The 23638-nt window shown below is 63.3% G+C and carries 26 protein-coding genes; 17 read left to right on the forward strand and 9 right to left on the reverse strand.

The features are described from left to right. The first annotated feature begins 51 nt into the window (after nt 1-51). Nucleotides 52-1131 carry a ferrochelatase gene (gene hemH / locus DDE20_RS12420; protein WP_116558827.1) on the forward strand — a complete coding sequence of 360 codons (1080 nt, stop codon included), beginning with the start codon at nt 52-54 and terminating at the stop codon, nt 1129-1131. A gap of 111 nt (nt 1132-1242) precedes the next feature. On the opposite strand, the gene DDE20_RS19025 is transcribed toward hemH, so the two are convergent. Both DDE20_RS19025 and DDE20_RS12425 read right to left on the reverse strand, forming a co-directional pair. Further along, a complete protein-coding gene (locus DDE20_RS19025) occupies nt 1243-1419 on the reverse strand; it encodes a hypothetical protein (RefSeq protein WP_165814511.1) in 177 nt (58 codons plus the stop codon). A gap of 151 nt (nt 1420-1570) precedes the next feature. Further along, nucleotides 1571-2197 (reverse strand): L,D-transpeptidase, encoded by a 627-nt coding sequence (locus DDE20_RS12425; protein ID WP_116558828.1) that lies wholly within the window; start codon nt 2195-2197, stop codon nt 1571-1573. A gap of 162 nt (nt 2198-2359) precedes the next feature. Between DDE20_RS12425 and dalA the strand changes: the two genes are divergently transcribed. Then, entirely contained in the window at nt 2360-2920 is a 561-nt protein-coding gene (dalA, locus tag DDE20_RS12430) for a divisome-associated lipoprotein DalA (protein ID WP_116558829.1), read from the forward strand. A gap of 22 nt (nt 2921-2942) precedes the next feature. Here the strand turns inward: dalA and DDE20_RS12435 are convergent, their stop codons facing one another. Together DDE20_RS12435 and DDE20_RS12440 are read right to left on the reverse strand one after the other, a co-directional pair. Continuing rightward, nucleotides 2943-3452 (reverse strand): L,D-transpeptidase family protein, encoded by a 510-nt coding sequence (locus DDE20_RS12435; RefSeq protein WP_116558830.1) that lies wholly within the window; start codon nt 3450-3452, stop codon nt 2943-2945. Continuing rightward, entirely contained in the window at nt 3440-3886 is a 447-nt protein-coding gene (locus DDE20_RS12440) for an NUDIX domain-containing protein (protein ID WP_116558831.1), read from the reverse strand. The genes DDE20_RS12435 and DDE20_RS12440 overlap by 13 nt, the downstream gene beginning before the upstream one ends. Before the next feature lie 118 nt (nt 3887-4004). On the opposite strand from DDE20_RS12440, the gene hslO reads away from it, so the two are divergent. From hslO to DDE20_RS12480, 8 genes are all read left to right on the forward strand, one after another. After that, nucleotides 4005-4997 carry an Hsp33 family molecular chaperone HslO gene (gene hslO, locus DDE20_RS12445; RefSeq protein ID WP_116558832.1) on the forward strand — a complete coding sequence of 331 codons (993 nt, stop codon included), beginning with the start codon at nt 4005-4007 and terminating at the stop codon, nt 4995-4997. Beyond that, nucleotides 4984-5580 carry a CoA pyrophosphatase gene (locus DDE20_RS12450; RefSeq protein ID WP_116558833.1) on the forward strand — a complete coding sequence of 199 codons (597 nt, stop codon included), beginning with the start codon at nt 4984-4986 and terminating at the stop codon, nt 5578-5580. Before hslO ends, DDE20_RS12450 begins: the two co-directional genes overlap by 14 nt. A 4-nt stretch (nt 5581-5584) precedes the next feature. Further along, nucleotides 5585-6742 carry a CCA tRNA nucleotidyltransferase gene (locus DDE20_RS12455; protein WP_116558834.1) on the forward strand — a complete coding sequence of 386 codons (1158 nt, stop codon included), beginning with the start codon at nt 5585-5587 and terminating at the stop codon, nt 6740-6742. Nucleotides 6743-6803: 61 nt separating this feature from the next. Further along, on the forward strand, nt 6804-8648 hold the full coding sequence (locus DDE20_RS12460; protein WP_116558835.1) for an ABC transporter ATP-binding protein: 1845 nt from the start codon (nt 6804-6806) through the stop codon (nt 8646-8648). Next, a complete protein-coding gene (locus tag DDE20_RS12465) occupies nt 8645-10498 on the forward strand; it encodes an ABC transporter ATP-binding protein (protein WP_116558836.1) in 1854 nt (617 codons plus the stop codon). The genes DDE20_RS12460 and DDE20_RS12465 overlap by 4 nt, the downstream gene beginning before the upstream one ends. Further along, entirely contained in the window at nt 10495-10920 is a 426-nt protein-coding gene (locus DDE20_RS12470; RefSeq protein WP_116558837.1) for a VOC family protein, read from the forward strand. Before DDE20_RS12465 ends, DDE20_RS12470 begins: the two co-directional genes overlap by 4 nt. Continuing rightward, nucleotides 10917-12125 (forward strand): class I SAM-dependent RNA methyltransferase, encoded by a 1209-nt coding sequence (locus DDE20_RS12475; protein WP_116558838.1) that lies wholly within the window; start codon nt 10917-10919, stop codon nt 12123-12125. Before DDE20_RS12470 ends, DDE20_RS12475 begins: the two co-directional genes overlap by 4 nt. Nucleotides 12126-12140: 15 nt before the next feature. Beyond that, entirely contained in the window at nt 12141-12914 is a 774-nt protein-coding gene (locus DDE20_RS12480) for an ion transporter (protein ID WP_116558839.1), read from the forward strand. A gap of 21 nt (nt 12915-12935) precedes the next feature. On the opposite strand, the gene DDE20_RS12485 is transcribed toward DDE20_RS12480, so the two are convergent. After that, nucleotides 12936-14216, reverse strand: a complete 1281-nt coding sequence (locus DDE20_RS12485; protein WP_240608038.1) for a PP2C family protein-serine/threonine phosphatase — start codon at nt 14214-14216, stop codon at nt 12936-12938. A 150-nt stretch (nt 14217-14366) separates the two neighbouring features. Here DDE20_RS12485 and DDE20_RS12490 point away from each other — a divergent pair, with 150 nt between their 5' ends. Beyond that, on the forward strand, nt 14367-14693 hold the full coding sequence (locus DDE20_RS12490) for an Hpt domain-containing protein (protein ID WP_116558840.1): 327 nt from the start codon (nt 14367-14369) through the stop codon (nt 14691-14693). A gap of 53 nt (nt 14694-14746) precedes the next feature. On the opposite strand, the gene ilvA is transcribed toward DDE20_RS12490, so the two are convergent. Continuing rightward, a complete protein-coding gene (gene ilvA / locus DDE20_RS12495) occupies nt 14747-15994 on the reverse strand; it encodes a threonine ammonia-lyase IlvA (RefSeq protein ID WP_116558986.1) in 1248 nt (415 codons plus the stop codon). A gap of 113 nt (nt 15995-16107) precedes the next feature. Here ilvA and DDE20_RS12500 point away from each other — a divergent pair, with 113 nt between their 5' ends. Continuing rightward, a complete protein-coding gene (locus DDE20_RS12500; protein ID WP_165814512.1) occupies nt 16108-17277 on the forward strand; it encodes an alpha/beta hydrolase in 1170 nt (389 codons plus the stop codon). Between the two features lie 16 nt (nt 17278-17293). Here DDE20_RS12500 and DDE20_RS12505 read toward each other — a convergent pair whose 3' ends face one another. Together DDE20_RS12505 and DDE20_RS12510 are read right to left on the reverse strand one after the other, a co-directional pair. Continuing rightward, nucleotides 17294-17947 carry a Smr/MutS family protein gene (locus DDE20_RS12505; protein ID WP_116558842.1) on the reverse strand — a complete coding sequence of 218 codons (654 nt, stop codon included), beginning with the start codon at nt 17945-17947 and terminating at the stop codon, nt 17294-17296. A gap of 75 nt (nt 17948-18022) precedes the next feature. Further along, nucleotides 18023-18682 (reverse strand): Tim44/TimA family putative adaptor protein, encoded by a 660-nt coding sequence (locus tag DDE20_RS12510; protein ID WP_116558843.1) that lies wholly within the window; start codon nt 18680-18682, stop codon nt 18023-18025. Nucleotides 18683-18783: 101 nt separating this feature from the next. Here DDE20_RS12510 and DDE20_RS12515 point away from each other — a divergent pair, with 101 nt between their 5' ends. The 4 genes from DDE20_RS12515 (at nt 18784) to DDE20_RS12530 (ending at nt 21668) form a co-directional block, all read left to right on the forward strand. Further along, complete coding sequence (locus DDE20_RS12515) at nt 18784-19245, forward strand: FxsA family protein (protein WP_165814513.1); 462 nt, start codon at nt 18784-18786, stop codon at nt 19243-19245. Between the two features lie 158 nt (nt 19246-19403). After that, nucleotides 19404-19937 carry a protein-export chaperone SecB gene (secB, locus tag DDE20_RS12520; RefSeq protein WP_116558845.1) on the forward strand — a complete coding sequence of 178 codons (534 nt, stop codon included), beginning with the start codon at nt 19404-19406 and terminating at the stop codon, nt 19935-19937. Nucleotides 19938-20097: 160 nt separating this feature from the next. Continuing rightward, complete coding sequence (locus DDE20_RS12525) at nt 20098-20841, forward strand: hypothetical protein (protein ID WP_133240351.1); 744 nt, start codon at nt 20098-20100, stop codon at nt 20839-20841. Nucleotides 20842-21041: 200 nt separating this feature from the next. After that, complete coding sequence (locus DDE20_RS12530; protein WP_116558847.1) at nt 21042-21668, forward strand: HD domain-containing protein; 627 nt, start codon at nt 21042-21044, stop codon at nt 21666-21668. 169 nt (nt 21669-21837) lie between these two features. Here the strand turns inward: DDE20_RS12530 and ubiG are convergent, their stop codons facing one another. Then, nucleotides 21838-22575 (reverse strand): bifunctional 2-polyprenyl-6-hydroxyphenol methylase/3-demethylubiquinol 3-O-methyltransferase UbiG, encoded by a 738-nt coding sequence (ubiG, locus tag DDE20_RS12535; protein WP_116558848.1) that lies wholly within the window; start codon nt 22573-22575, stop codon nt 21838-21840. 75 nt (nt 22576-22650) lie between these two features. Here ubiG and pip point away from each other — a divergent pair, with 75 nt between their 5' ends. Continuing rightward, nucleotides 22651-23631, forward strand: coding sequence for a prolyl aminopeptidase (gene pip / locus DDE20_RS12540; protein WP_116558849.1), 981 nt, complete (start codon nt 22651-22653; stop codon nt 23629-23631). Nucleotides 23632-23638 lie beyond the last annotated feature (7 nt).

The raw sequence follows: 23638 nt of genomic DNA on the forward strand, positions 1-23638 counted from the left end.
CTCAGGGCGGATGCCACCCCCTGCGATCCAGGAAGCCCATGAAGGATGCCCATGTCTGACGCCTCGAACAGCTTGACCGACCACCCCGGCGCGGGACGCCTGCAGCATGCGCCAGCCGATCATCCGCCGGTGAAACGCGCGAAAATCGGCGTGTTGATCGCCAATCTGGGCACGCCGGACAATTACGACTATTGGTCGATGCGCCGCTATCTGAACGAGTTTCTCTCGGACAAGCGGGTGATCGATTATGCGGCGTGGAAATGGCAGCCGCTGCTGCAATTGATTATCCTGAGCAAACGCCCGTTTACCTCGGGCGCGAATTACAAATTGATCTGGAATCACGATAAGGGCGAAAGCCCCCTGATGACGATCACCAAGGACCAGACCGAGGCCCTGCGCGCGCGGATGCAGACGCAATATGGCGGCGAGGTGCAGGTCGAATTCTGCATGCGCTACGGCAATCCGGCGACCAAAAAGGTCGTCCGGCAGATGGTCGCGGATGGCTGCGAGAAGATCCTGTTTTTCCCGCTCTATCCGCAATACGCCGGTGCCACCAGCGCCACCGCCAACGACCAGTTCTTCCGCGCCCTGATGGAGGAGAAATACCAGCCTGCCGCGCGCACCGTGCCCGCCTATTTCGACCATCCGCAATATGTCGAGGCGCTGGCGCAGTCGATCGAGCGGGTCTGGCCGACGATCGAACAGGAGCCCGAGGTGCTGGTCGCCTCATATCACGGGATGCCGAAGCGCTATCTGCTTGAGGGCGATCCCTATCACTGCCAGTGCCAGAAATCGACGCGGCTGTTGTCGGAGCGGTTGGGCTGGGAGAAGGGCAAGATCCACACCACCTTCCAGTCGGTATTCGGCAGCGAGGAATGGCTGCGGCCCTATACGGTGGAACATGTCGCGGAGCTGGCAAAATCGGGCATCAAGCGGATCGCCGTGGTGGCACCGGCTTTTGCGGCGGATTGCATCGAGACGCTGGAAGAGATCGAGGGCGAGATTCGCGAGGCGTTTGAAGAAAACGGCGGCGAGAGCTTTACCTATATTCCCTGTCTGAACGATGACGCGGCGCATATGGATGCGCTGGCGGCGATTGTCAGCGAGAACCTGCGCGGCTGGATCGAATAATCGCGCGGGATTTGGTGAGGGTGGGTGCGGCGAAGATACTTACCGCACCGCCCAAAGCGAAAGGGGTCCAGCTTGCGCTAGACCCCTTTGCTTAATCGGCAGCATTGCTGATTAGGAAGCCAGAGCGGCAACCAAAACCAACAGCAGCAGCGGCACAACGACGCCACCAACCGACGACGACGAGTGAGTCACGATGACTTCAGGCTCGACGTAGGGTTCGATGTAGCCCGAAGCGACTGCTGCGGAACCGGTGACTGCAACCAGTGCAGCAAGAGCGAGTTTCTTCATTTGTCAACCTCCAGTAATTGTGCGCTTCAATCTATTCACATAGATGGCAAAAAGCGCACCCAAGACGATACCTCGTGATCTTCTCAAACCAGTTTGCGCCGCCAAATGCAACGGAGGAGTTTTCGCCCTCTACGACTTCACTGGAATGTCGTCAAATTAGCAACACCTGCATTCCAACCTGAGCAAAGCCAAAGAGTTCGGCGATATGTTCGTTATAGAGACCGATGCAGCCATTCGATGAACGCCGCCCGATTTTACGCGTGTCATGGGTGCCGTGGATGCGGTAATATTGCCAACTGAGATACAAGGCATGGGTGCCCAGCGGATTGTCCGGCCCCGGCCCGACATAGGGCGGCCATTCGGGATTGCGCGCCCGCATCGAGGGCGTCGGACGCCACTCCGGCCCTTCGACCAGCCGCGTCACCGAGCAGCGCCCGCGCCGCGTCAGATCCTCGGTCATCGGCACCGAGGAGGGATATAGCCGGTAAATACTGTGATCTTCGGACCAGTAATGCACCGCGCGGCTTTGGGTATCGGCCAGAATCGCCCCGCGCCGCAGGTTGGGGAAATGGTCGCGCCAGTTCAATGTGCGGAAACTCGAGATATTGCGGTCGGTGGTTTCCAGACCGGTGGTCTCGATCTCGGTGGAATTGGCCATGATCTCGGGGGTGGTGCCCGATTGCGCCAGCACCGCCGGCGCCGCCAATACGCCGCCCATTGCTGCCGAACCGGCCAAAAATCCTCGGCGGCTGAGCCGCAGGAAAGGGTCGTTTGCCATTGTCACTGCCTCACATCATCCGGATTTTTTGTAAAGGATAGGGTAAAAACGCTGTATTCGCAACGAGGACGCAACGCCGACACGGGCGATCACGGTGAGTTGTGTTTGAATTTTTGCCGCTGATTCGCTATGGCAAAGCAACAATCAACCGTCAGGAGTGCCATGCCCAGCCCCGTTATTCCCGCTTTGGCCGCACTTGCTGCAGTTGCCGCCTGCACCACCACCGGATCGACCAGCGCCGCGATGCGCCTTGGGCCTGATGGCCGCCCGCTGCCGGTGGTCTACCGGATTCGCGAGGGGGACGTGCCGCAGATTCAGGCGCGGATGCGCGAGTCGATCAATGCGGTGCGCGCGCAGGCCGGTGTCGCGCCGGTGGAATTGAGCGTCGAGCTGACCTCGGCCGCCGCCACTCACGCCCGCGATATGTCAATTCAGGGGCGGCCATGGCATTTCGGCTCGGACGGCTCCTCGCCGATCGACCGTGTGGCGCGGGTCGGTTATCGCGGCGAGTTTCTCGGCGAGACCCTGTCAGAAACCTATGAGACCGAGATCCAGACCCTGACCGCATGGCTTGATCAGCGCGACACACGCGCGATCCTGCTGGATCCGCGCGCCCGCGAGATCGGCTTTGCCTGGCATCAGGAAGCGAATGGCAAACTCTGGTGGGTGCTGACCACCGGCGTCTCGAATCAGCCGCAGGCACTGGCCGCCGCTGCAGGTTAAGCCGCGGCGCGCTCAGACGGGATCAGGGATAGAGGTGGATCGGCGTGCCATCGCGCACCATCGCATAAATATCCTCGATCTCGGAATTCGTCACGGTGATACAGCCCGCGCTCCAGTCGCCGCGCCGGTCGATTCCCCAGTCGCCGCGCCCGTGGATAAAGATATCGCCCCCCGGCGGCACGCCTGCGGCCTCGGCGCGGGCGATATCCTCTTCATTCGGATAGCTGATGCCGATCGACAGGTGATAGGCGCTCTGCGGATTGCGCCGGTCGATGATATAGCTGCCCTCGGGCGTGCGGCTGTCGCCCTCATATTGCTTATGGCCAAAGGGGTTCTGCCCCAGCCCGATCTCGTAGTCATGCAGCATCTGCTCATGATGCCAGAGCTCCAGCCGCCGCGCGCCCTTATAGACCCGCAACTCGGTGATCTCGGGGCCGGTATACTCCAGATACCGCGGTGCGCGGGTGCAGGCGGTGAGCACCAAAGCCACGCCCGATAGTAGCGCCGCGCGCCGTGAGATTACCGCAACCATCGCAAAACTCCTTGTAGAAACGCAGCATCACCGGAATTGGCCAGCAAATCAACGGCGCGTTCAGGATCGACCAGCATCGCCGTATGCCCCTGCTCAAGCGGGGCGGATTTCTGCCGAACCGCGCGCGCCAGATAGATCGTGCAGAGCTTCTCGGCCCAGATGTCGTATTCGGGCATATAGGTAAACCGCCGGAACGCACCGAGGCGGCGCGGGGTGCCGATGCACCAGCCGGTCTCTTCCCGGACCTCGCGGTGCAGCGCCTGTAGCGGCGATTCGCCGGGATCAATACCGCCGCCGGGCAGCTGGAACTCGGAGCGCGGCGCGCCTTGATGGGTCAGCAGCACCTGCCCGCCCCGCCACAACACGCCATACGCCCCGCGCCTGAGGCGATAGCGGCGGTGGCTTTCGGCGGGTTTTCCGTAGCGGCGAATCATCCATGACCCTCGGGTTGCGCGGCGGATCGGGCAGGCGAATCACTTATGCCCCTTTTCCCCCAGCTATGGGTTCCTATATGAAAGCCTCAATGCCAAGCCCTAGATGTTAAGGTTCCTCATGACCCTCGGTGCGCAAATCGCCTGGGACGACACCGTCCTGCCCTTTCAATTGGACCACGCGGATATCCGCGGCCGTTTGGCGCGCGTTGATGGCGTGCTGGATAAGGTCTTGTCGCAACACAATTATCCCGCACCGATCGAGGCGCTGGTCGCCGAGGCGGTGCTGCTGACCGCGATGATCGGCCAGACCATCAAACTGCGCTGGCGGCTGTCCCTGCAGGTGCGCGGCTCAGGCGCGGTGCGTCTGATCGCCACCGATTACGTGGCGCCAACCGGCGATGGCGCGCCCGCGCAGATCCGCGCCTATGCCAGCTATGACGCCGAGGCGCTCGATCTCAAGGCCGCCGCGTTTGACCAACTCGGCAAAGGCTATTTCGCGGTGATCATTGATCAGGGCGAGGATATGGCCCCCTATCAGGGCATCACCCCGATTGCCGGTGGTTCGCTGTCGTCCTGCGCCGAGACCTATTTCGCGCAGTCCGAGCAATTGCCGACCCGTTTCGCCACCGCCTTCGGGCGCTCGACGCTGGCCGGTCAAGATGAACGCTGGCGCGCCGGTGGCGTGATGCTGCAGCATATGCCGAAAGCCTCGCCGCATGCCAAGGACGCGGCCAGTGGCGAAGAGGGTCTGCTGGCTGCCGGTGATCTGGTCGAGGGCGATGACGCGGAGAACTGGAGCCGCGCGAATATCCTGTTGGATACCGTCGAAGAGACTGAGCTGGTCGGCCCCACGGTGCAGCCGACCGATCTGCTGGTGCGGCTGTTCAGCGAGGAATCGCCGCGCATCTTTGACGCGCAGCAGCTTGAGTTCGGCTGCACCTGTTCCGAGGACAAAGTGCGCCAGAGTCTGTCGATCTATTCGGCCAAGGACATCGGCCATATGACGCTGGATGACGGCACGGTCAGCGCCGATTGCCAGTTCTGCGGCGCGCATTATGTGTTGGACGCCAAAAGCGTGGGGTTCGAGGCCGAGCAGGATGGCAAAGAGTGACGCGATAACCCGCATCGAGAGGGCGCTGGCGAGATCCGGCTCCCCTTCGAGCGATTTTGACCTGAACCCCGATTTCCGCCCCAAGGATCGTCCATTGCGCGAAGCCGCGGTGCTGATGCCGATCCTTGAGCGCCCGCAGGGGCTATCGGTCTTGCTGACCAAACGCGCCTCGGGGCTCAAACATCACCCCGGGCAGATCGCCTTTCCCGGCGGCAAAGTGGATGCGGGTGACGCCAATGTCACCGCCGCCGCCCTGCGCGAGGCGCGGGAAGAGGTCGGGCTTGATCCGGCGCTGGTCTCGGTGCTGGGCGAGATGCCGAAACATGAAACCGTGACCGGTTTCGCGGTGACGCCGGTCCTTGGCCATATCTGCGACCCCTTCGATCTGGTGGTTGAGCGGGGCGAGGTTGAAGAGGCGTTTCTGGTGCCGCTCGCGCATCTGCTCGATCCGGCGAATTACGCGGTGCAGCGCCGTCAATGGCTGGGCCAATGGCGCAGTTTCTATACCGTGCCATGGGGGCCCTATTACATCTGGGGCGCCACCGCGCGGATGCTGCGGGCGCTGGCCCAGCGGGTGGAGTGAGCACATGCGGGTCAGTGGCGCATGGCTGGAGAATGAGAACACCCAAGCCGTGATGGCGCTGCTGAGTGACGCCGGCTATCAGGCGCTGGCGGTTGGCGGCTGCGTGCGCAACGCGCTGCTAAGTGAGCCGGTGGTCGATGTGGATATCGCCACCGATGCGCTGCCGGAAATCGTCACTAACCTTGCCGAAAACGCCGGTTTGCGCGCCGTGCCCACCGGCATTGCCCATGGCACGGTGACCGTGGTGGCGGGGGGGGAGGGGTTTGAAGTGACCTCGTTTCGTCATGACGAAGAGGGTTACGGCCGCCACGCCCGCGTCGCCTTTGGTGCCGATCTGATCCAGGACGCGCGGCGGCGTGATTTCACCATGAACGCGCTTTATGCGCGTGCCGATGGCACCGTTGTTGACCCTCTGGGCGGTATCGAGGACCTGCGCGCGCGCCGCCTGCGCTTTGTCGGTGACGCGCAGGCGCGGATCACCGAGGACTATCTGCGCATCCTGCGGTTCTTTCGTTTTCATGCCCAATACGGCGACCCCGCGCAGGGGCTTGATGCCGAGGCGCTGGCCGCCTGTGCAGCACATTCGGCCATGTTAGAGACGCTTTCTGCCGAACGCATCACCGCCGAGCTGCGCAAACTCCTCGCCGCAAGCGACCCCGCACCCGCGGTAGCCGCCATGGCGCAAAGCGGGGTCTTGCACCATATCCTGTCCGGCGCGCAACCGCAGGCGCTGCCGATTCTGGTGCATTTCGAAGACGGGCGCGCGGGCGGCTGGCTGCGGAGGCTGGCGGTGCTGGGCGGTGCTGCACCCGAGGCCCGCTTGCGGATGACCAAGGCCGAGATCCGCCATTTCAGCCATGTTAGAGACGCTTTGGGCGCGCCCACCCCCGCCGCCGCGCTGGCCTTTCTGCACGGCGGCGAAGTTGCCGAAGACATCATCCTCGCCCGCGCCGCGCTCTTTGAGACGCCGCCACCCGCAGGCTGGCGTGCCGATATCGCGCGCGGCGTGGCGGCGGAATTTCCGCTAAAGCCCAAAGACCTGATGCCCGCGCTCACCGGCCCCGCGCTGGGCGCAGCGCTGAAAGCGGCGCAAGCGCAGTGGATCGCGCAGGATTTCGCCCCCGATGGCGCCGCGCTGATCGCTTGGCTCGACAAGGGCTAACGCGCACTGGTCAGGCGCCGCCAATCGCCCTAGATTGCCACACGGGTTAAGGATTGGTTGCGTGTATAAATTTTTCGAAAATCTGGTGGATCCCTATACCGACTATGTCGAAGAGGACACGCCGCCGCGCCGTCTCTGGCCGTTTCTGCGCCGCTATATGGTGCCGTTTCGCAAGGTGTTTATCGTCACCGGCATTTTCTCGGTGATCACCGCTTTCGTCGAGATCGGCTTTCTGTGGTATCTGGGCCGCGTGGTCGATCTGCTCGAGGGCAGCGGTATCGACGGGTTCTGGGCCGAGAATGGCGTCGAATTGATGATCGCCGCGCTGATCCTCCTGACCCTGCGGCCGCTGTTTCAGGTGATCAATGTCGGCCTGCTTAACAACGCGGTGCTGCCCAATTTTGGCACGCTGATCCGCTGGCGCGCGCATCGCCATGTGCTGCGCCAATCGGTCGGCTGGTTCGAGAATGATTTCGCCGGACGTATCGCCAACCGGATCATGCAAACCCCGCCCGCCGCTGGCGAAGCGGTGTTCCAGATTTTTGACGCGCTGGGCTTTTCGCTGGCCTATATCATTGGTGCGGCGGTGCTGTTGATGGGCGCCGATCTGCGTCTGGTCTTGCCGCTGCTGGTCTGGCTGGCGCTCTATCTAGCGCTGATCCGCTGGACGATTGTCCGCGTCGGTCCGGCCTCGAAAGCCGCCTCGGATGCGCGTTCGGCGGTCACCGGCCGCGTGGTCGACGCCTATACCAACATCCATTCGGTGAAGCTGTTTGCGCAGGCCGATCATGAAAACGACTACGCCCGCGAGGCGATCGAAAATGCGCGCGTCACCTTTCAGAAGGAAATGCGCATCTTTACCACGATGGACCTGTCGCTGGTCTTGCTGAACGGGTTTCTGATCGTCTCGGTGGTCGGCTGGGCGATCCTGCTCTGGTCGACACAATCCGCGACGCTCGGCATTGTCGCGGCGGCGGCGTCGCTGGTGCTGCGGCTCAACGCGATGACCGGCTGGATCATGTGGGCGGTGAGCTCGTTCTTTCGCAACCTTGGCGTTGTCGCCGAGGGGATGGAGACCATCGCCCAGCCGGTGGAACTGGTCGATGCGCCAGAGGCGAAGCCGCTCGAGTTCCGCGCCGGTGAGATCGCCTTTCGGGACGTCAGCCACCACTATGGGCGCGGCTCGGGCGGGTTGCAGCATGTGACATTAACCATCGCACCGGGTGAGAAGGTCGGGCTTGTCGGACGCTCGGGCGCGGGGAAATCGACCCTCGTTAAGTTGCTGCTGCGGTTTTACGACGTGGAACACGGGCGCATCGAGATTGACGGGCAGGATATCGCGCAGGTGACACAGGACAGTCTGCGCGCGCGCATCGGCATGGTGCAGCAAGACACCTCGCTGCTGCACCGTTCGGTGCGCGAGAACATCCTTTACGGCAGCCCCGAGGCCGGTGACGCGCAGATGCTCGATGCCTCGAAACGCGCCGAGGCGCATGAATTTATCGAGACGCTCAGCGATGCCGAGGGGCGCACGGGCTATGACGCGCGGGTTGGCGAGCGCGGCGTGAAGCTGTCCGGCGGGCAGCGGCAACGGATCGCGATTGCCCGCGTGGTGATGAAAGACGCGCCGATTCTGGTGCTCGATGAGGCCACCTCGGCGCTGGATTCCGAGGTTGAGGCGCAGATCCAGAGCACGCTTTACGGTATGATGGAGGGCAAAACCGTGATCGCCATTGCCCACCGCCTGTCGACCATCGCGCGGATGGACCGGATCGTGGTGCTCGACGACGGTGGCATTGTCGAGGACGGCACGCATAACGATCTGATGGCGCAGAACGGGCTCTATGCCGCATTTTGGGCGCGCCAATCAGGCGGATTTATTGGAACGGACGAGGCGGCAGAATGAAGCTTTCACGGCTGATTAACCCATTTATGCAGGCCGAGGGACCGCCGCCGAACAGTCTGTGGCGGTTCTTTCGCTGGGCGCTCTCGGGCGCGGGGCGCGGCATATTGGTCGCCACGCTGATCTCTGCGGCGGCGGGCGTGGCCGAGGTTTTCGCGGCCTATATCATGGGCGAATTGATCGACGCGACCGCCACCGCACAGGTGGGCAATTTTGTCGCCGAGAACTGGCTGTTGTTAACCGTCTTTGCGGCGTTCTTCCTGCTGATCCGGCCGCTGACCTTCGGCCTGAGTTCGGCGGCGAATTTCGTCACCATCGCACCGAATGTCGAACCCTTGGTGCTGTCGCGGCTCAACCGCTGGACGATGGGGCAGGACATCGGGTTTTTCGACAATGATTTCGCCGGTCGCATTGCCCAAAAGCAGATACAGGCGGCGCGGGCATTAACCGAGGTGATCTCGGAATCGATCAACACCGTGGCCTTCGCGCTGTCGACGCTGATCGGCTCGGCGGCGCTGGTCGGGATGATCGACTGGCGGCTTGGCGCGGTGCTCGGCGTCTGGTCGGTGGTCTATCTGTTCATGATCCGCCTGTTCATGCCGCATATCCGCAAACGCTCGGGCGCACGGGCCGGGGCGCGGGCGATGGTCACCGGACAAGTGGTTGATACGATAACCAATATTCGCACCGTCAAACTGTTCGCCCATTCCCGCCATGAGGATCGCAATGCGCTGGAGGCGATGCAGGGCTACCGCGAAAAGGTGCTGTCTTTCGGCATTCTCTCGGCCAGTTTCCGCGTCACCTTGATGATCATCGCCGGCGTTCTGCCGGTCGCTCTGGTCGGTGGCACGCTGTATCTTTGGGCGCAGGGCGAGGCCTCGGCGGGGGCGATTGTCGCGGCGGGCGCGGTCTCGACGCGGTTGGCGCAGATGACGGGTTGGGTGTCGTTTACCTTGATGGCGATCTACGCCAATGTCGGCGAGGTCGAGGACGGCATGCGCACATTGACCGCCGCCCATGCGCTGACCGATGCGGAGACCGCGCGCGAAATGCCCTCGGTTCTGGGTGAAATCCGTTTCGAGGATGTGGGCTTTGCTTACGGGCGGCGCTCGGGCGGGGTGGAGCATCTCGATTTAACCATTAAACCCGGCGAGCGGATCGGCATTGTCGGCGCCTCGGGGGCGGGGAAAACCACGCTGGTGGCACTGCTCTTGCGGCTTTACGACACCGAGGAAGGTCGCGTGATGATCGACGGGATCGACGTGCGCGATGTCACACAGGAAAGCCTGCGTCGCCAGATCGGCATGGTCACGCAGGACACCGCGATGTTCAACCGCTCGGCCCGCGACAACATCCTTTACGGGCGCCCCGATGCCAGTGAGGCCGAGTTGATCGAGGCCGCGCGCGCCGCTGAAGCCGATGATTTCATTCAAGATCTCCGCGACGCGGCGGGGCGCGAGGGCTATGAGGCCCATCTGGGTGAACGCGGTGTGCGCTTGTCCGGCGGGCAGCGGCAGCGGATTGCCTTGGCCCGTGCGTTTTTGAAAGACGCGCCGATTCTGGTGCTGGATGAGGCCACATCGGCACTGGATTCCGAGGTTGAGGCGCAGATTCAGGAGGCGCTGACCCAGATCATGGCGGGGAAAACCGTGCTTGCGATTGCCCACCGCCTGTCGACGATTGCGAATATGGACCGCATCATCGTGCTGGACGCGGGGCATATTGTCGAGCAAGGCACGCATGATGAATTGCTGGCGCAGGGCGGGCAATACGCGCGGTTCTGGTCGCGGCAATCGGGCGGGTTTCTGGGCACCGGCGAGGACGAAAACGCGGAAGAAGGCGAGACAGCGTGACGGATTTGGAGACAGTGAGCGCGGCGGATTTCGGGCGCGGTTTGCGCGGGTTGGGCGTCAACCTGCTGCTGCGCGATCTGCGCGGCATGGCGCAGTTTCTGCAGGAGTGTTTCGGCCTGACGATCCACCGGCTCAGCGATGATTTCGCCCTCGCCAGATACGGCGAGGTTCTGGTGCAATTGCATTCCGACGGGACATTCGCCGCGCATCCGTTAACCAATCTACTGCCCGAAAACCCGCCACGCGGGGCGGGGGTGCAGCTTTATCTTTTCGGGCTTGATCCCGATGCCTGTTGCGCGCGTGCCGAACCCGCCGGTGGCATGGTGATCGAACCGCCCGCCGACAAACCCCACGGGTTGCGCGAGGCGACGATTCTGGCGCCCGAAGGCTATGCGTTTTCGCCTGCCGTGGCGCTGACATGATCACCATCGAGCGCCTCAATCTGCGCGCCGAGGGCGTGGCGCAGGGTGTCACCGTGGCGCGCGCCTTGCCCGGCGAGGCGGTCGAGGGCGCGGAAGACAGCGGACGTATCGCGCAGCCGCGAATATTGCAGCCGTCACCGCAACGGGTCGCGGCGCCCTGCAAGCACTACAAAGCCTGCGGCGGTTGTGCGTTGATGCATGCCAGCGACGCATTTGTCGCGGAATGGAAGCAGGATGTGGTGCGGCATGCGCTGGCCTTGCAGAGCATCGAGGCCGCGTTCCGCCCGATCCTGACCTCGCCACCCCGCAGCCGCCGCCGCGCCACGCTGGCCGGACGGCGGTTGAAATCGGCCGCGCTGGTCGGGTTTCACGCCCGCGCCTCGGACACGGTGACGGCGATCCCCGACTGCCAATTGCTCGACCCGGCGTTGATCGCCATGATCCCCGCGCTCGAGGCATTGGTCGCGCTGGGGGGCTCGCGCAAGGGTGAGGTGAAACTGACCGTCACCCTATTTGATCAGGGGGTCGAAGTGGCGGCAAGCGGCGGCAAGCCGTTGGACAATGCGCTGCGCATGGGGCTGCCGCAGATCGCCGGACAATATGGCGTGGCGCGTCTGGCATGGGACGGCGAGGTGCTGTTGCAGTCTGAGCCGCCCAGCCTGCCGATGGGCGCGGCAAAAGTCTCGCCGCCGCCGGGGGCGTTTTTGCAGGCCACGGCGCATGGTGAAGCCAGCCTGTTGCGCGCGGTCCGCGAGGCGGTGGGCGAGGCGCGCTCGGTCGCCGATCTCTTTGCCGGTTGCGGCACGTTTTCTTTGCCGCTGGCCAAGAATGCCGAGGTTCTGGCGGTGGAGGGCGCGGCGGAGATGTTGGCATCGCTCGATCTCGGCTGGCGCAATGCCACGGGGCTGAAGCGGATCACCACCGAGACGCGCGACCTCTTTCGCCGCCCGCTGTTGCCCGATGAATTGGCAGCATTTGACGCGGTGGTGATCGACCCGCCGCGCGCCGGTGCTGAGGCGCAGACCGCGGAACTCGCGGCCTCTGGCGTGCCGGTGATCGCCTTTGTCAGCTGCAATCCGGTGACATTCGCGCGCGACGCAAAGACCCTTGTCAGCGCCGGTTATCTGTTGGATTGGGTGCAGGTGGTTGACCAGTTCCGCTGGTCTGCCCATGTGGAACTTGCAGCGCGGTTCACGCTGACCTGAGGGCTACCCGAGATTATGACAATTCGACAGAAAGTGGCGGCATTTATCGACCGTCCGATCGTGCAAAACACGGTGATCGCGGTGATTCTGTTCAACGCGGTGCTCTTGGGGTTGGAAACCTCGCAGCCGGTGATGGATGTCGCGGGGCCGCTGATCTTGGCGCTGGATACCGCCTGTCTGGCGGTCTTTGTCATCGAGCTGGCGCTGAAGCTTTACGCCAAGCGGCTGCGGTTTTTCCGCTCGGGCTGGAACCTGTTTGATTTTATCATTGTCGGCATTGCGCTGTTGCCTTTTGCCCATGGATTCAGCGTGTTGCGGGCCCTGCGCGTATTGCGGCTTTTGCGCGTGGTCTCGGTCGCGCCCAGCCTGCGACGGGTGGTCGAGGGCTTCATCCGCGCGGTGCCCGGCATGGGGTCGGTGTTCCTGCTGATGGCGATGATTTTCTACATCGCGGCGGTGATGGCGACCAAGCTGTTCGGCAGCGCTTTCCCCGAATGGTTCGGCGATCTCGGCGGCGCGGCCTATTCGCTGTTCCAGATCATGACGCTGGAAAGCTGGTCGATGGGGATCGTGCGGCCGGTGATGGAGGTCTATCCCTACGCCTGGCTGTTTTTCGTGCCGTTTATCGTGGTCACGACCTTTGCGGTGGTGAACCTGCTGGTCGGCCTGATCGTCAACTCGATGCAAGAGGCGCATGATCAGGAAAACAATGAGCGCACCGATGTTTACCGCGACGAGGTTCTGGCGCGGTTGCAGGCGATCGAGGCCAAGCTGCAGGCCCGCGATTGAACGGGGCAGGGTGGCGGTGGATTACGCCACCTCCCCCGCGGGCCCATCATATTCAAACAGCGCATAGCTGATATCGTCGGGGAAATCCTCGGAGTCGTGCCAAGTTGCCAGTTCCCACATTAGCGCCTCGAGTAGCGCATTGCCGCGCAGATCAGCAAGCCGCGTGAGGATGCGGTTGAGCCTCTCATGGCCCAGTTCTTCCTGTTGCGGGTTGGGGCATTCGGTGACCCCGTCCGAGACCAGAATCAGCCGCTCACCGGGTTGTAGAGTGGTTTCAAAGCCGAAATATTCCGCCCCTTCCAGCAGGCCGACCGGCAGCCCGCCTTGGCCCAGAATGGTGACGCTGCCATCGGCATGTTGCAGCAGCGGATGCGGGTGTCCGGCCTGCACCAGCCGCAGCTTGCCATTGGTGCGATTGATCTCGGCATAGGCGAGGGTGGCGTAGCGGTCGGTCTCGATCTCGCCGAGCATCAGCTCATTCATCACCTTGGCGACCTGCGCCGGTGCCCGCCCCATCGGCCCGTCCGGCCCGTGTTCAACGGCGATATTGTGATCCGAAGAGGCGCCCGACAGCAGCCCCGAGAGCCGCGCGGTCAAGAGCGCCGAGGCGACCCCATGGCCCGAGACATCAAAGCCATACATGCCGGTCAGTTCCGGCGTGATCTCGAAAAATCCGACCATATCGCCGCCGACATGCCCCGAGGGCCGCAGCATCACGCTGATCGCGCCGGTGTCATAACGGTGATGCGGTTCGCGCAGCAGGGATTGTTGCAAATTGCGCGCATCGACCAGATCTCGATCCAGCGCCGCATAGAGGTTGCGCAGCTTGACCAGCGTGTCGGTGAGCAATTCATTGTTACCACGCAGGGCGCGTTCCATCGCCAAAACCCGCTCACCAGCTTTGATTCGGGCGCGCAATTCCCCCGAATCAACCGGTTTTGCCAGATAGTCATCGGCGCCGACCTCAAGCCCTTCGGCGACTGCGGCCTTGTCGGATTTCGAGGTCAGAAGGATGAAATAGGTATAACGCTCACTGTCCTGCTGGCGCAGGGTGCGGCAGAATTCAATGCCGTTCATCCCCGGCATCATCCAGTCGGAGAGGACCAGATCAATCTCATGTTTGGCAATGATTTCCAGTGCTTGCGCGCCGGACTCTGCCTGATGGACACAATAGCCCCATTTGCGCAGACCGGCGGCCAGCACCAAACGTTGGGCGCGGGAATCATCGACCACAAGCACATTGCGGATCGCCTGTCCCGAAGCGATCGGGTCGAGCGTGGGAAGTTCTGCAGCATAGGGCAACACAAAAAGAACCTTTGATAAGTTAACTGTTAGTTTGGCGCAGGGCGTCTTAAGATTTACTGAACGCAAAAATTGTTTTTATTTGGACATTCGCGTTAAGAACCGGTTAGGCGGTTGCGCGCATACTCGGACAGCAGCCAAGGGGGTGGCATGATTGACTGGTCGCATATTGATGAATTGAAGCAGGATATGGAGGACGCCTTTGACGAGGTGGTCGAGGCCTTCCTGCTGGAGGCCAGCGACGGCGTGGCACGGCTGGAGGCTACGGTTCCGGCACAAACTCTGGCGGCGGATCTGCATTTTCTGCGCGGCGCGGCACTGAACCTCGGGTTTGCCGAGTTCGCCGCGCTTTGCGGTGAGGGCGAGGCGCAGGCCAATGCCGGGCAGGCGGCACAGGTGGATCTTGCGGCGATCCGCGCCAGTTTCGAAGCCTCGCGGCAGGCGCTGGCCAGCGGTCTGCGCACCCGCGCCGCCTAGGCAGGCGCGTTCAGGGCTGGGGTGCGCTATGATGTGGGCGTGCAGCTTAGGCGTCAGACCAGCACATTGGCCAAGGTCTCGTCATCGGTGATATCGCGGTATTGAAAGCCACGGTCCTGCATACGCTGATAGAGCGCGTCGAAATTGGCCGATTCGCTGGTCTCAATGCCGATCAGCACCGAGCCGAAGTTGCGCGCCGATTTCTTCAGGTATTCAAACCGCGCGATATCATCCTCGGGGCCCAGCATTTCCAGAAACTCGCGCAGCGCACCGGGGCGTTGTGGCAGGCGCAGGATGAAATATTTCTTCTGGCCGGAATAGCGCATCGCGCGTTCCTTGACCTCGGGCAGGCGCTCGAAGTCGAAATTCCCGCCCGAGGTCACGCAGACCACGGATTTGCCGCGAATGTCCTCGGCGAGATCGGTCAACACATCGACCGAGAGCGCACCGGCAGGCTCGAGCACGATCCCCTCGGCGTTGAGCATTTCCAGCATCGTCACGCAGATCCGGTCTTCGGGCGCCAGATACACTTGCGCAGGCGTGACATCGGCCAGCGCTGCAAAGGGGCGTTCGCCCAGTCGCGCCACCGCAGCGCCATCGACGAAGCTGTCAACGCTGTCCAATGTGACCGGCGCACCCTTGGCCAGCGCGGCGGTGAGGCTGGCGCCGCCCAGAGGCTCGACAAAGCGGAATTCGGTGGCGAGATCGCGGGCTTTGAAATAGCCGCGCAGCCCCGCCGCCAAGCCGCCACCGCCCACCGGCAGCACGATCATATCCGGCGCATGGCCCAGTTGATCGAGGATTTCGGCGGCGATACTGGCTTGCCCCTCGATCACATCCGCATCGTCAAAGGGCGAGAGGAAATGCCCGCCCGCCTCGGCGCAATAGTCCTGCGCGGCGCTCAGCGCATGGTCGAAATAATCGCCGATCAGCCGGATCTCGACCATGCCGCCGCCAAACACATTGGTCTTGTCGATCTTTTGCTTGGGCGTGGTCACGGGCATGAAAATCACCCCGCGACGGCCAAAGTGACGACAGGCAAAGGCCACCCCCTGCGCGTGGTTTCCGGCCGAAGCGCAGACGAAAATCTCCTGCTCGGGGGTCTGTTCCAGCACCTTGCGCATGGCATTGAACGCGCCGCGGATTTTATACGAGCGCACCGGCGTCAGATCCTCGCGCTTGAGCCAGATATCGGCGCCAAAGCGGGTCGAGAGATAGGCGTTGCGCTGCAGCGGTGTCTGGTCAAACAGCGCGCGCAATTGGCGGGTGGCGGTCTCGGCGGAGTGGATGATGTCGCTCATCCCGAACAGATAGCGCCCGCGCGACGGATTGAAAACGATCAACTTGTAATTAGCCCCCTGCCATGAGGCCGAATGCTCGTGTATCAAGGGCAGAACTTGGGTTGGAACCGTGCATGCGCGTCTTTATTTTTGCTCTCTTAATAAGTGTTTCCGCTTGTGCGGTTCGTGAACAGGTTGATTTCGTTGAGCATCCCGCGCCGGGCGCGGTGTTGTGGCCGGTTCTGGTTGCCACCACCCGCGCGCCGGATCCGAATCAGCCGGTGCCGGGCTGGGAGCGCCGCGCACAGGTCAGCTTTGGCAGCTTCACCACGTCGATCCCGCCCGACCGTGAACTCGGCGAAATTCCGCGCCCGCGTGACCGCTCTGCGGCGGACCCCACACGGCATTTCATGCTGGCGGATGCGCAGATGTTGGATGGCGCCGCCTTCGAAACGGCGGTGCGCGCCGCTCTGGCCCGTGAGCCCGTGGGCGAGCGTGAGGCGGTGATCTATGTGCACGGGTTCAACAACACCTTTATCGAGGGGCTCTACCGCACCGCGCAACTGGATTACGACCTGCGGGTGCCGGGCGCGTCGCTGCATTATTCATGGCCCTCGCTGGGCTCGCCGCTGGCCTATGCGCATGACCGCGACAGCGCGCTGTTTGCCCGCGACGGGCTGGTCGAGATGCTGCGCCGGGTGCAGGCGGCAAGGCCGCAGCGGATCATCCTGATCGCGCATTCGATGGGTGCGCATCTGTTGATGGAGGCAATGCGGCAACTGGCGCTGACCAATGATCCGGCACTGCGGGCGATTGGCGGCGTGTTCCTGCTGTCGCCTGATATCGACGTCTCAGTGTTCCGCCAGCAGGTGGCGGCGATCGGGCCATTGCCGGACCCCTTTGTCATCGTCACCTCGCAGCGTGACCGCGTGTTGACCCTCTCGGCACGGCTCAGCGGCGAGACCGCGCGGCTGGGCAATCTACCCGACGCCACCCCGCTGAACGGTTTGGGTGTAACGCTGCTGGATGTCAGCGCCTTTTCGCAGGGGGCGGGGCATTTCACCGTGGCCTCCTCACCGGCTTTGATCGGGCTGTTGGATCAGATGCAGATGCTCAATTCCGCGCTCGCCGACGGCACCTCGGCCAGTCTGCCGCTGTTGCCGGCGACGATCCTGACCCTGCAAAACACCACGCAGGTGGTGCTGCAGCCGCTGACCGAGACCGGATCGCGGCGCACGCGGCCATGGTGGCTGCGCCGGATGAGCGGTGGGGTAAGCGCCGAGGCGGCAACCCCGCGCCGCTGACGCCCCCCGACTCAGCTTAGCGGCGTTTGCGCAGATAGACGTAATAGGCGCCCGCGCCGCCGTGTTTTTGATGTGATTCGCGCAATTCCTGCACCAGCGGCCCCAAGGGCGCGGCGCGCAGCCATTGCGGCACCTCATGCTTCAGCACACCGGCGCGCACCGGCATCGGCGCCACGTAATCCGGCGCTTTCTTGCGGCCCTTGCCGGTGATCACCAGCACCAGCCGCAAGCCGCGCGCCTGTGACGAGAGGATAAAGCCGATCAGCGCCTGATGCGCCTGCGCGACGGTCATCCCGTGCAGGTCAATCCGCGCCTCGGGCAGCAGTTTGCCGCGCATCATGTGCTTGTGCAGCTTGCGCTCCATCGCCACCGGCGCGCGGGCCAATTGCCGTGCGACCGGCTCGGCGAGATCCAGATTGATCCGCGGGTGCGCGGGGTGGGCGGTGGCTTGTTTCGCCACTTGTTTAGCCGAGCGCGGCGGCATCGCAGCGGGGATTTGCTGGGACATAGATGCAGGGGTGAAACTCGCCGCGGGCTCCGGCGCCTGCGGGTCCGGCAGCGGGGCTTTGCGCCGGTCCGGCTTGGGCGAGGGCATTGGCTGCAGCGGGGTGGTGCTGCGCGCCACCCGCTGCCAAAGCTCTTTGTCGTCGTCGGTCAAGCGACGGGGCATTGGCGCTCCCTCCTTGCGTCTACGCCCGCGCTGGGGACCTGTGTGCGACCGGTTCTAGCGGCGGCTCAGGCGCGCTCAGCCGCCGGTGGCCACCAGCCGCCAGTTCGGGTTGTCCGAACCGGTGACACGGGCAAAGGTCCAGACGTCGCGCTGTTGCTTGATCGCATTGGCGTCGCCCTCGACCACCTCGCCCTCGGCATTGCGCACCACCGAGGTCAGTTCGCCGACGAAACGCACGGTGATCTCGGCCTCTTTGCTGGCGGGGTCGAATCGCGCCTTATTCAGCGCCAATTCGCGCAGCCCGACGAAATGCGCCTCGACGCTCAGCCCCTCGCGCTCGCGCAGTTGCACAACCTCGTCAAAGCTCTCGAAGACATCGCGCGACAGCAGCGGCACCAGATCGTCCAGCTCGCCGTTCTCGAAGCCCATCAGGATCATCTCATAGGCACCGCGCGCGCCGCCGAGAAACTCGGTGACATTGAACGAGGGTTCGGCGCGTTTGATCTCGGCCAGCGCTTTGGCCGAGTCCGAATTGGCCGGCACATGGTCGGTGATATCGTGGTCTTCGCCGCCCTCGATCACCTCGAACCCTTGCCGCGCGGCTGTGGCCGGATCAATCACCGGCTCGGGCGGGCGTTCATAGCCGTCCCGCGTGCCAAGCGCGCTTCTGAGCTTCATAATCAGGAAGACCGCGATGCCGGCCAAAACGAGAAGTTGTATCACGGCAGAGTCCATGTTGTCCTCGGGGAAATCTGGGCTTGGTTTTAAGCGTTCATCGCTTATGTAGGGTGGACGACGCCGCAAGTCTACCACGTCACCGCCGAGGAATCGCCCACGTGCCCGTTCTATTACTCTTTGTTGCCCTGCCATTGATCGAGATTGCCCTGTTTATCGCAATCGGGTCTGAAATCGGTGTGTTCACCACGCTGTTACTGATTGTTCTGGGCGCCGCCGTCGGGGTGACGATCCTGCGCGGCCAGCATGCACGCGCCTTGGGGCTGATGCAGGGCGGGCTGCGGATCGAGCCGGGGGCGTTTCTGGCGCAGGGCGCGTTTCGGGTGCTCGCCGGTCTGTTCCTGATCCTGCCGGGGTTTCTGACCGATAGTCTGGGGCTTTTGCTGCTGGTGCCGCCGCTGCAGCGTGCCTTGATGCGCGCGGTCGCCGCCCGCACCACTGTGCACAGCAGCCACCATGCGCGGCGCGATGATATTATCGAGGGCGATTTCGAGGTTCGCGACGGCCCACGCGACCCTCTGGAACCCGACCGCCGGATTGATGACCCGCGTAGGCCCCGATAGTTGGCCCCGACAGTAGGACCGCTTAACCACGCAGGCCCCGATCACCGTCACGGTGGTAAGCTGGCCATGATCGTTGGGTCGCTGTTCCGCGCAGGCATTGAGCGCATTTAAAGCACCTGCTAGAACGCCCCAACAGTTTTTGACATCAGGAGAGTTTCATGGCCGAGAATGGCAACGGTGCAGCACCGCAAAATGGTGCGCAGCCCGCCGCTGCAGGCGCAGCGCCGCAGGTAAAGTTTCAGGTTTTGGCGCAATTTGTGCGCGATCTGTCGTTTGAAAACGCCGTGGTGCGTGGCGACGGCAAAATCCCTGCCGGCCAGCCGGACATTCAGGTTCAGGTCAGCCTCGACGCGAAAAAGAAAGAGGGTGCGGACAATCACTTTGAGGTGATCAGCAAATACCGCATCGAATCCAAGGTCAAAGAGACCGGCGCGACGCTGTATCTGGTCGAGCTGGAGTATGGCGCGATTTTCCTGATCGACGGTGTGCCCGAGGACCAGATGCATCCGTTCTTGCTGATCGAATGCCCGCGCATTGTGTTCCCTTTCGCGCGCCGGATCATCTCGGATGTGACCCGCGACGGTGGCTTCCCGCCGCTGAACCTCGATATGATCGACTTCATGCAGATGTATCGCCAGCAGCTTGCCGCCCGTCAGGCGCAGCAGGGCCAAGGCGACGCGCCCGCCTCCTGAGCGCGGCGGCATCACGGATACGGCCGGGCCTTCGGGTCCGGCCGTTTGTGTTTACGGGGCCGGGAATGCGGGAAAATGGCGGCGGTTTGCGGATCGAAAGCGTTTGTTAACATCCTGATGCGATGCTGCAGGGGCCCGTGTCTTGTATTGGAAGGTCGCTGTGTCACAAACCCTCTCGTCGCCCCCACCCTCGGCTGCCCTGTCGCGGCGCAAGCTCCGGCTTGACCGGCAGGCGCGCGTGGGTCTGTTACGCAACCCCAATCAACCGCCGAAACCACCGCCGCGGCGCGCCTCGCTGATGGGCAAATGGCTGAACCTGCGCTCGTCGCGCCGTGACCAGCGGGCGGCAGCAGGGCCCAAGGCGCCGCCTCCTGCGGCACTGGATGAGACGGCATATTTTGCCACCCACCCGCTTGTCGACGAGGGTCCGCCAAGGCGCGCGGAGGTGTCCGACATGCCGCGCGCAGCGGAACTGCCTGAGGTTGGTGACCCCGTGTCCCCGCAGGCAGAGGCCGCGGTTGAGGGGTCCGAGACGCTGTCGCTGGATATCGAAAAATTGATGGCCTCGGTGGAGGATCTGGGCAGCGCCCCGCCGCCGCGCAGTGCTTATGGTTCGGATATGCGCCCCGATATGGCGCCACAGCGCGGCAGTTCCGAGCGGGCGCAGGGCAAGCCGTCAATCCTGAGCGCCGCCGCATGGATCGACGATGAGGATGAGCTGACCCCGCCCGAACCGGCGCTGCGCTCCGAGCCTATGACAGACCCCGCCGCCGCCCGTAACGCGCAGGCCTCCGGCCTCTCGGCACCCTCGCGGCTGTTGCAAACGCTGTTCCGGCTGGGCGTGTTAACGGTGTTTTTGCTCGGCGGCTGTCTGGTCGGCCTCTGGGTGCTGTTGCTGTTCTAACGCCGCCCGCGTGGCATGACGTCTTCCCCACCAAGTGGCGAATTCACGTCATTGCGATCTATTCTGACGCCGCGGCATAGCGGTAAGCGGTGGGCATTCGCGCCTGAGCACTACGGCGTGACGCCCGTCACGCGGCTTTACCCCCATGGTCGCTTCGGGGTATCAGCGCTCTCTGACGCTGGCTTTTCCTTGGTGACCGCATGAAACAGCCCCGAAAACCCTCAGGCAAACAACCGCGCGCTTGGCAACGGATGCTTTCGGGCCGCCGGCTTGATCTGCTGGACCCGACGCCGGTGGATATCGAGCTTGAGGATATCGCCCACGGGTTGGCCTTTGTCGCGCGCTGGAACGGGCAGACCACCGGCGACTGGCCCTATTCGGTGGCCGAACATTCGCTATTGGTCGAGGATCTGTTTACCCGCGCGGACCCTGCCGCCTCGCCGCGCTGGCGGCTGGCGGCGCTGCTGCATGATGCGCCGGAATATGTGATCGGCGATATGATCTCGCCGGTCAAAGCCGCGGTCGGGCCGGATTACGAGGCTTTGGACCAGCGGCTGACCAGCGCGATCCACATCCGGTTTGGCCTGCCCGCCGCGCTGCCGAAGGTGATCAAGGCACGAATCAAGCGCGCCGATACAATCAGCGCCTGGCTCGAGGCCACGCAGATCGCCGGTTTCACCGCGACCGAGGCGAATGCGATTTTCGGCAAACCGCCGGTGTTCGCGAATAGCCTGACCATCCACCCGCGCCCGCCGGTGCAGGTGCGCGCGGATTTCATCGCCCGTCATCATGCGTTGATCAAAGAGATCGACGCGGAGGGGCTCTAAGCGTTAAGGGACGCGCCCGACCCTGGGTGGGCGCGCGCAACCTCACCACAAAGCGCGGCACTTCAAAGCATTGACGAAGCTCGAGCGGTGAATGCCATCGCCAGTGCGCCCTCCCGGGGGGAGGGTCGGGCGCGGCCCGTGGTGCCCACGGGCGAAACAGGGTTTGGGCTCAGCGCTTTACCGATGTCGTTACGTAATTCACCGAGAGATCCCGTGCGGAGAGCGACCAGCTCCAGCCCAGCGGGTTGAACACCATGCCCTTGCGGTCCACCGGCTCCAGCCCCGCGTTGCGCAGCAGCTCGTATAATTCATCCGGCGTGATGAATTTCGCCCAGTCATGGGTCCCGCGCGGCAGCCAGCGCATCACCAGTTCCGCGCCGACAATCGCCATGGCAAAGCTCTTCGGATTGCGGTTGATCGTCGAACAGACCATCAGCCCGCCCGCCCGCAACAGATCATGGCAGGCGCTCAGAAAGGCCAAGGGATCGGCGACATGCTCGACCACCTCCATATTCAGCACCACGTCGAATTGCTCACCAGCAGCGGCCAGATCCTCGGCACTGGTGTGGCGATAATCAATCTGCAACCCCGATTGCTGCGCATGCAACTGCGCCACCGGAATATTCCCCGCCGCCGCATCCGCGCCCATAACCTCGGCCCCCAGCCGCGCCATCGGTTCCGCCAGCAGCCCGCCACCGCAACCGATATCCAACAGCCGCAACCCTTTGAACGGCAGGGGTTCGCTGAGGTCGCGGCCAAACTCGGCGGCAATCTGCGCGGTGATATAATCCAGCCGACAAGGGTTGAGCATATGCAGCGGTTTGAACTTGCCATGCGGGTCCCACCATTCCGCGGCCATGGCCTCGAATTTGGCAACTTCGGCGGGGTCGATGGTGGTGGTGGTCATTCTGCGCTCTCCGGCTTGCGTTTTGTGCCGCGATCCCATCGTATAGGTGGCACGGCCCGTTATATAGACCGAGATATGGATAAGTCCCACGAGCAAAAGCGCGCAACCGCGTATCTTTACCCCGCCACCGAGCCCTTTGACCGGCGGATGTTGGAGGTCGGCGACGGCCACAGCCTCTATGTCGAGCAATGCGGCAACCCCCAGGGCGTGCCGGTGGTGGTGTTGCATGGCGGGCCGGGCGGTGGCTCCAGCCCGATGATGCGGCGGTTTTTCGACCCCGCCTATTACCGCGTGATCCTGTTTGACCAGCGCGGCTGCGGGCGCTCCAAGCCCCATGCCAGTGTCGAGGGCAATACCACCCAGCATCTGATCAATGACATCGAACTGATTCGCGAGACCCTCGGCATCGAGCGCTGGCTCTGTTTCGGCGGCAGTTGGGGCGCGACTCTGGCGCTGGCCTATACCCAAGCCTATCCTGAGCGCGTCGCCTATCTGGTGTTGCGCGGGGTGTTTATGGGCACCCAAAGCGAGCTTGAGTGGTTCTATGGCGGCGGCGCGGGGCGGTTTTATCCCGAGTTCTGGGCGCGGTTTGTCGATCCGATCCCCGAAGCCGAGCGCAATGATCTGATCGGCGCCTATCACCGGCGGCTGTTCTCGGATGTTTTCGCCGAAGAGGCGCGGTTTGCCAAACTCTGGTCGAATTGGGAGAACGCGCTGGCAACGGTGGAAACCCGCGGGCAATTCGACACGCCGGTGGATTACGCGCGGGCCTTTGCGCGGCTGGAAAACCATTATTTCATTAACAATTGCTTCTTTGAAGAGGACGGGCAGTTGATGGCGAACCTCTGGCGGATGAAAGACGTGCAGGGGGTGATCGTGCAGGGGCAATACGATATGATCTGCCCGCCGGTCACCGCCTGGAACCTACACCGCAAATGGGCCAGCAACACGCTGCGGATGGTGCCGATGGCGGGGCATGCGCTGTCGGAACCGGGGATCACCGCCGAATTGGTGCGGGTGATGGACGGGCTGCGCGACCGTGCGCGTCGCAGTTGATCTGACG

The organism is Pararhodobacter oceanensis, assembly GCF_003076755.1.
Lineage (GTDB): Bacteria > Pseudomonadota > Alphaproteobacteria > Rhodobacterales > Rhodobacteraceae > Pararhodobacter > Pararhodobacter oceanensis.

What these genes read in the sequence shown, in the direction of transcription:
- DDE20_RS12505 (WP_116558842.1), bottom strand. Translation starts at nt 17,947, where the DNA reads ATGCCCCGTCGCTTGACCGACGACGACAAAGAGCTTTGGCAGCGGGTG.
- hslO (WP_116558832.1), top strand. Translation starts at nt 4,005, where the DNA reads ATGACCCTCGGTGCGCAAATCGCCTGGGACGACACCGTCCTGCCCTTT.
- DDE20_RS12455 (WP_116558834.1), top strand. Translation starts at nt 5,585, where the DNA reads ATGCGGGTCAGTGGCGCATGGCTGGAGAATGAGAACACCCAAGCCGTG.
- DDE20_RS19025 (WP_165814511.1), bottom strand. Translation starts at nt 1,419, where the DNA reads ATGAAGAAACTCGCTCTTGCTGCACTGGTTGCAGTCACCGGTTCCGCA.
- DDE20_RS12425 (WP_116558828.1), bottom strand. Translation starts at nt 2,197, where the DNA reads ATGGCAAACGACCCTTTCCTGCGGCTCAGCCGCCGAGGATTTTTGGCC.
- ilvA (WP_116558986.1), bottom strand. Translation starts at nt 15,994, where the DNA reads ATGAGCGACATCATCCACTCCGCCGAGACCGCCACCCGCCAATTGCGC.
- pip (WP_116558849.1), top strand. Translation starts at nt 22,651, where the DNA reads ATGGATAAGTCCCACGAGCAAAAGCGCGCAACCGCGTATCTTTACCCC.
- DDE20_RS12440 (WP_116558831.1), bottom strand. Translation starts at nt 3,886, where the DNA reads ATGATTCGCCGCTACGGAAAACCCGCCGAAAGCCACCGCCGCTATCGC.
- ubiG (WP_116558848.1), bottom strand. Translation starts at nt 22,575, where the DNA reads ATGACCACCACCACCATCGACCCCGCCGAAGTTGCCAAATTCGAGGCC.
- DDE20_RS12530 (WP_116558847.1), top strand. Translation starts at nt 21,042, where the DNA reads ATGAAACAGCCCCGAAAACCCTCAGGCAAACAACCGCGCGCTTGGCAA.
- DDE20_RS12480 (WP_116558839.1), top strand. Translation starts at nt 12,141, where the DNA reads ATGACAATTCGACAGAAAGTGGCGGCATTTATCGACCGTCCGATCGTG.
- DDE20_RS12475 (WP_116558838.1), top strand. Translation starts at nt 10,917, where the DNA reads ATGATCACCATCGAGCGCCTCAATCTGCGCGCCGAGGGCGTGGCGCAG.
- DDE20_RS12465 (WP_116558836.1), top strand. Translation starts at nt 8,645, where the DNA reads ATGAAGCTTTCACGGCTGATTAACCCATTTATGCAGGCCGAGGGACCG.
- DDE20_RS12450 (WP_116558833.1), top strand. Translation starts at nt 4,984, where the DNA reads ATGGCAAAGAGTGACGCGATAACCCGCATCGAGAGGGCGCTGGCGAGA.
- dalA (WP_116558829.1), top strand. Translation starts at nt 2,360, where the DNA reads ATGCCCAGCCCCGTTATTCCCGCTTTGGCCGCACTTGCTGCAGTTGCC.
- secB (WP_116558845.1), top strand. Translation starts at nt 19,404, where the DNA reads ATGGCCGAGAATGGCAACGGTGCAGCACCGCAAAATGGTGCGCAGCCC.
- DDE20_RS12510 (WP_116558843.1), bottom strand. Translation starts at nt 18,682, where the DNA reads ATGGACTCTGCCGTGATACAACTTCTCGTTTTGGCCGGCATCGCGGTC.
- DDE20_RS12500 (WP_165814512.1), top strand. Translation starts at nt 16,108, where the DNA reads ATGCGCGTCTTTATTTTTGCTCTCTTAATAAGTGTTTCCGCTTGTGCG.
- DDE20_RS12435 (WP_116558830.1), bottom strand. Translation starts at nt 3,452, where the DNA reads ATGGTTGCGGTAATCTCACGGCGCGCGGCGCTACTATCGGGCGTGGCT.
- DDE20_RS12490 (WP_116558840.1), top strand. Translation starts at nt 14,367, where the DNA reads ATGATTGACTGGTCGCATATTGATGAATTGAAGCAGGATATGGAGGAC.
- hemH (WP_116558827.1), top strand. Translation starts at nt 52, where the DNA reads ATGTCTGACGCCTCGAACAGCTTGACCGACCACCCCGGCGCGGGACGC.